This is a genomic window from Rhizobacter sp. P2_D12 (assembly GCF_056404395.1).
Window position 1 is genome coordinate 1 of sequence record NZ_JBFUEB010000206.1, and the last position, 5023, is coordinate 5023.

A 5023-nucleotide genomic window follows, 5' to 3' on the forward strand; every position below is an offset into this window, starting at 1 on the left:
CGCTGATCTCGACCAGCGTCGAGCGCGTCGAGCAGGGCAGTGCGCTGGTCGACGAGGCCGGCTCGACCATGGCCGAGGTGGTGGCGTCGATCCGACGCGTCACCGACATCATGGGCGAGATCACGTCGGCGAGCGCCGAGCAGTCGGCCGGCGTGAGCCAGGTCGGCGAAGCGATCACGCAGATGGACCAGGCGACGCAGCAGAACGCGGCGCTGGTCGAGCAGAGCGCCGCCGCGGCGGAAAGCCTGAAGAACCAGGCGGCGCAGCTGCTGCAGGGCGTGGCGGTGTTCAAGCTGGCGGCTTGAACGACACTCCCCGCTCGGGCTGAGTACCACCTCGTTCGGGCTGCACCACCTCGTTCGGGCTGCACCACCCCGTTCGGGCTGAGCACCAGCCCGTTCGGGCTGAGCACCACCCCGTTCGGGCTGAGCCTGTCGAAGCCCTGCCCGCCGGACTCCCCGCTCCGACAGCGCCCTTCGGCCCCACCCTTCGACACGGCCCCTCGACAAGCTCGGTCCCTGCTCAGGGCGAACGGCTCCCCCTTTTCGCTCGCCCTGAAACGGTTCTCCGAAAGATCGGTTTGCCGAGGAGATACGAGGCGAACCGCCCTCTTTTGCTTTGACGTCCGCCGCAGGCCCGCCGGGACAATTGTTCATGGCCCGTTACAGCCTGCCGCTCGCGTGCCGATAACGGATCCACATCCGCTCTACCGAGATCCCGCCATGTCCAAGCCCCTGATCCTGTCCACCTTGTTCGCCGCCGTGCTCGGCGCCGTGTCGATCGCCGCACCGGCCAAGGAAGGCAATGCCACCGCCGCCGAAGCGACGGCCATGGTCAAGAAGGGCGTCGCCTACATCAAGGCGAGCGGCAAGGACAAGGCCTACGCCGAGATCAACAACAAGGCCGGCCAGTTCACCGACCGCGACCTGTACCTGGTGGTCTACGGCCTGGACGGCGTCGTGCGCGCGCACGGGGCCAACGAGAAGATGATCGGCAAGAACCTGCTCGAGCTCAAGGACGTCGACGGCAAGGCCTTCGTCAAGGAACGCGTCGAGCTGGCACAGTCCAAGGGCACCTTCTGGCAGGACTACAAGTTCACCAACCCGGTCAGCAAGAAGATCGAGCCCAAGAGCGCCTACTGCGAGCGCCTGGACGACGTCGCCGTCTGCGGCGGCATCTACAAGTAAGCCGGCCGCGCCGCACACCCCGGGCTCGCCATGAAACTCGGACTCAAGCTGCTGGCTGCGCCGGTGCTCACCGCCGTGGTGGTGTTCTCGATGGCCTCGCTGAACACCGCGCTGATGAGCGCCGAGGCCTCGAACAACGCCGAAGGCTTCCGCAACGACCTCGAGGCCTTCCGCACCATCACCAGCGTGCAGGACCAGCTGGGCCAGCTGCATGCCGGCACCTACCGCACGGTGGCGCTGATCGCCTCGCTGGACGAGCCGAAGGTCAAGGCCTTCCGCGACTCGCTGGGCAACCAGCTGGCGGGCCTGAAGCGCACGCTCGCCGGGCTCTCCGACGGTGCCGCCGGCGACGCCGGGATGGCCACCGCGCTGAAGACCGCCGGCGCGCAGATCGACAAGTACCGCGGCCAGGCCGATTCGGCGATCGACCTGTCGTCGGTCGACCCGAACACCGGCATCGCCGCGATGCAGGGCGCCGACGAAACCTTCGGCGCGCTCGCCAAGGGCCTGGGCGCGCTCGTCGCACGCATGGACCAGCAGTCGTCCGCCGCAATGGACGCGTCGACCGCGCGCTCGCGCCGCACCAGCCTGCTGCTCGGCCTGCTGGGCCTGCTGGCCGCCGCCGCGACCGTCGGCGTGGCCTGGTGGATGCAGCGCCGCATCGTCAATGAACTCGCCCGCGCGGCACGCGTGGCCCATGAGGTGGCCGGCGGCAACCTCGCCGTCGACGCCCGCAGCGAGCGCAGCGACGAGGTCGGCGACCTGATGCGCGCACTGCAGCGGATGGCGCAGCAGCTCAGCGGTTCGCTCGCGACGGTGCTCGAATCGTCGTCGTCGATCGAGAACGCCAGCGCCGAGATCGCCACCGGCAACCAGGACCTGAGCCGCCGCACCGAACAGACCGCGAGCAACCTGCAGCAGGCCGCGTCGTCGATGGAGCAGCTGACCGGCACCGTCAAGCAGAGTGCCGACTCGGCCCGCCAGGCGAACCAGCTGGCCTCGTCGGCCGCCGAGGTCGCCGCCCGCGGCGGTTCGGTGGTGGCCCAGGTCGTCACGACGATGGACGAGATCAATGCCTCGTCGAAGAAGATCGGCGACATCATCGGCGTGATCGACGGCATCGCGTTCCAGACCAACATCCTCGCGCTGAACGCGGCGGTGGAAGCCGCACGCGCCGGCGAACAGGGCCGCGGCTTCGCGGTCGTCGCCGGCGAGGTGCGCAGCCTGGCCCAGCGCTCGGCCCAGGCCGCGCGCGAGATCAAGGGGCTGATCGGCGCCTCGGTCGACAAGGTCGATTCGGGTTCGCGCCTGGTGGCGGATGCCGGCCGCACGATGAGCGAGATCGTCGGCTCGGTGCAACGCGTCACCGACATCATCAGCGAGATCACCGCCGCTGCCGCCGAACAGAGCGACGGCATCGGCCAGGTCAACGGCTCGGTCACGCAGCTCGACCAGATGACGCAGCAGAACGCCGCGCTGGTGGAGCAGTCGGCCGCGGCCGCAGAAAGCTTGAAAGACCAGGCGGCGCGGCTGCGCGCCATCGTCAACAACTTCCAGCTCGCCGGAGAGCGTCCATGAACCTCACGCACCTGATGCGCCACTTCACCATCCGCACCCGCATGCTGGGTGCCATCGCCATCGTGCTGGCGCTGCTCGCGCTGGTCGGCGGCGCCGGCCTGACCGGCCTGCTGCGCCTGCAGTCGCTCAGCACCGAGTTCATGACCAATTCCTTCGTCGACAGCAACACGCTGGCCGCGCTGCGCACCGCGCTCGGCGACATGCGCGTCGCCGAGAAGGAGATGATCGTCAACTACGAGAAGCCCGAGCAGGTGACGAACTTCAGCGGGCAGTGGAACGCCGCCCGCGAACGCGCGCTGGCGCAGATCAAGGTGCTCAAGAGCGGCAAGGAAGATGCCGGCACCGTGGTGGCCGCGCGCATGGAGACCGAACTCGGCGCCTATGCCACCGCGATGGCGCCGGTGATCCGCCAGCTGGAGAACAGCGGCTACGACTCGGCCACCGTCGCCAACAAGGTGATGGGCCGGGCGAAGGACGCCGCGGCCTCGGCCGAGAAATCGGCCGTCGAGCTGCAGAAGATCCTGGTCGGCGAAGGCGCGCAGGCCGAAGCCGCGCGCCAGGCGATGACGAAGCAGACCATCCTGCTGTTCGCTCTGGCCGTGGGCCTGGCGATCGTCATCGTCGTGCCGGCCACCGTCGTCAACATGCAGAGCATCTGCACGCCGATCAGCCAGGCCCAGGCGCTGGCCGCGTCGATCGCGCGCGGCGACCTGACCAACGACGTGCAACTGGTCGGCAGCGATGAATCGGCCCAGCTGATGCGGGCCCTGTCGGACATGCAGGGCGCGCTGCGCCAGTTGGTCGGCCAGGTGCGCAACTCGACCGACAGCATCACCACCGCCAGCAGCGAGATCGCCAGCGGCAACCAGGACCTGAGCGCGCGCACCGAGCAGACCGCCTCCAACCTGCAGCAGGCCGCCTCGTCGATGGAGCAACTGACCGGCACCGTCAAGCAGAGCGCCGACTCGGCCCGCCAGGCCAACCAGCTGGCCTCGTCGGCCGCCGAGGTCGCCGCCCGCGGCGGCGCGGTCGTCTCGCAGGTCGTCTCGACCATGGACGAGATCAACGCGTCGTCCAAGAAGATCTCCGACATCATCGGCGTGATCGACGGCATCGCCTTCCAGACCAACATCCTGGCGCTGAACGCCGCGGTCGAAGCCGCCCGYGCCGGCGAGCAGGGCCGCGGCTTCGCGGTCGTCGCCGGCGAGGTGCGCAGCCTGGCCCAGCGTTCGGCCCAGGCCGCCAAGGAGATCAAGGCGCTGATCGGCGCCTCGGTCGAGAAGGTCGACTCCGGCTCGCGCCTGGTGGCCGATGCCGGCCACACCATGAAGGAGATCGTCGGCTCGGTCCAGCGCGTCTCCGACATCATCGGCGAGATCACCGCGTCGTCGTCCGAACAGAGCGACGGCATCGGCCAGATCAACACGGCGGTCACGCAACTCGACCAGATGACGCAGCAGAACGCCGCGCTGGTGGAAGAATCAGCGGCCGCCGCCGAAAGCCTGAAGGACCAGGCCCAGCGCCTGGCTTCGGTCGTGGCCACGTTCCGGCTCGAAGCGGGCAGCCCGGTGGCGGTGGCGAAACCGGCCGCGCCGGCACCTGCCCCCGTCGCCAAGCCGGCGAGCGCCGCCGCCAAGCCGGTGGCGAGGACCCCGCCGGCCGTGAAGAAAGTCGCGGCAGCGGCCTCTGCACCGGCACCGGCACCGGCACCGGCACCGGCACCGGCACCCGCCCCCACCGCAGCCCCCGCGCCCGCGCCGGCCCCCGTGGTCGCCAAGGCCCCGGCCCCCGCCGCGGTCAGCACCCCCGGCGACGACTGGGAAACCTTCTGAGCCCCCGAACTGGCGGGCCGGCGGCGCACTGATCGACCCTTCAGTTCGCCCCGCTTGCGCCGATAGTCAGGTCAGCGACGACACCACCGCCCCACGCATCCGACGACAGGACCCACCCATGGACATGATCCACGAAGCTTCCCACGTGGCCCGGCATGAAGCCGCCCGCGCGGCCACCGCCGCCCAGTCCGGCGGCGAGTTCCTGACCTTCCGCCTGGGCGCCGAGGAATACGGCATCGACATCCTGAAGGTCCAGGAGATCCGCTCCTACGAGGCCCCCACCCGCATCGCCAACGCCCCGTCCTTCATCAAGGGCGTGGTCAACCTGCGCGGCGTCATCGTCCCCATCGTCGACCTGCGCCTGAAGCTCGGCTGCGACACCGCCGACTACAACAGCTTCACCGTCGTGATCGTGCTGAACGTGCG

5 protein-coding genes are annotated in these 5023 nt (G+C 69.6%); all 5 read left to right on the top strand.

The features are described 5' to 3' along the window. On the top strand, positions 1 to 305 hold a 305-nt coding region (locus AC1DYN_RS31490), incomplete at its 5' end, for a methyl-accepting chemotaxis protein (RefSeq protein ID WP_477966570.1). Positions 306 to 722: 417 nt separating this feature from the next. Further along, positions 723 to 1187, top strand: coding sequence for a cache domain-containing protein (locus tag AC1DYN_RS31495; RefSeq protein WP_477966572.1), 465 nt, complete (start codon positions 723 to 725; stop codon positions 1185 to 1187). 30 nt (positions 1188 to 1217) lie between these two features. After that, positions 1218 to 2765 carry a methyl-accepting chemotaxis protein gene (locus tag AC1DYN_RS31500; RefSeq protein ID WP_477966574.1) on the top strand — a complete coding sequence of 516 codons (1548 nt, stop codon included), beginning with the start codon at positions 1218 to 1220 and terminating at the stop codon, positions 2763 to 2765. Further along, positions 2762 to 4597 carry a methyl-accepting chemotaxis protein gene (locus tag AC1DYN_RS31505; protein ID WP_477966576.1) on the top strand — a complete coding sequence of 612 codons (1836 nt, stop codon included), beginning with the start codon at positions 2762 to 2764 and terminating at the stop codon, positions 4595 to 4597. Before AC1DYN_RS31500 ends, AC1DYN_RS31505 begins: the two co-directional genes overlap by 4 nt. A gap of 118 nt (positions 4598 to 4715) precedes the next feature. Beyond that, a partial coding sequence (locus AC1DYN_RS31510; protein ID WP_477966578.1) for a chemotaxis protein CheW occupies positions 4716 to 5023 on the top strand: 308 nt, incomplete at its 3' end.

Coding starts and splice junctions, on each gene's coding strand:
- AC1DYN_RS31495 (WP_477966572.1), top strand. CDS start 723: ATGTCCAAGCCCCTGATCCTGTCCACCTTGTTCGCCGCCGTGCTCGGC.
- AC1DYN_RS31500 (WP_477966574.1), top strand. CDS start 1,218: ATGAAACTCGGACTCAAGCTGCTGGCTGCGCCGGTGCTCACCGCCGTG.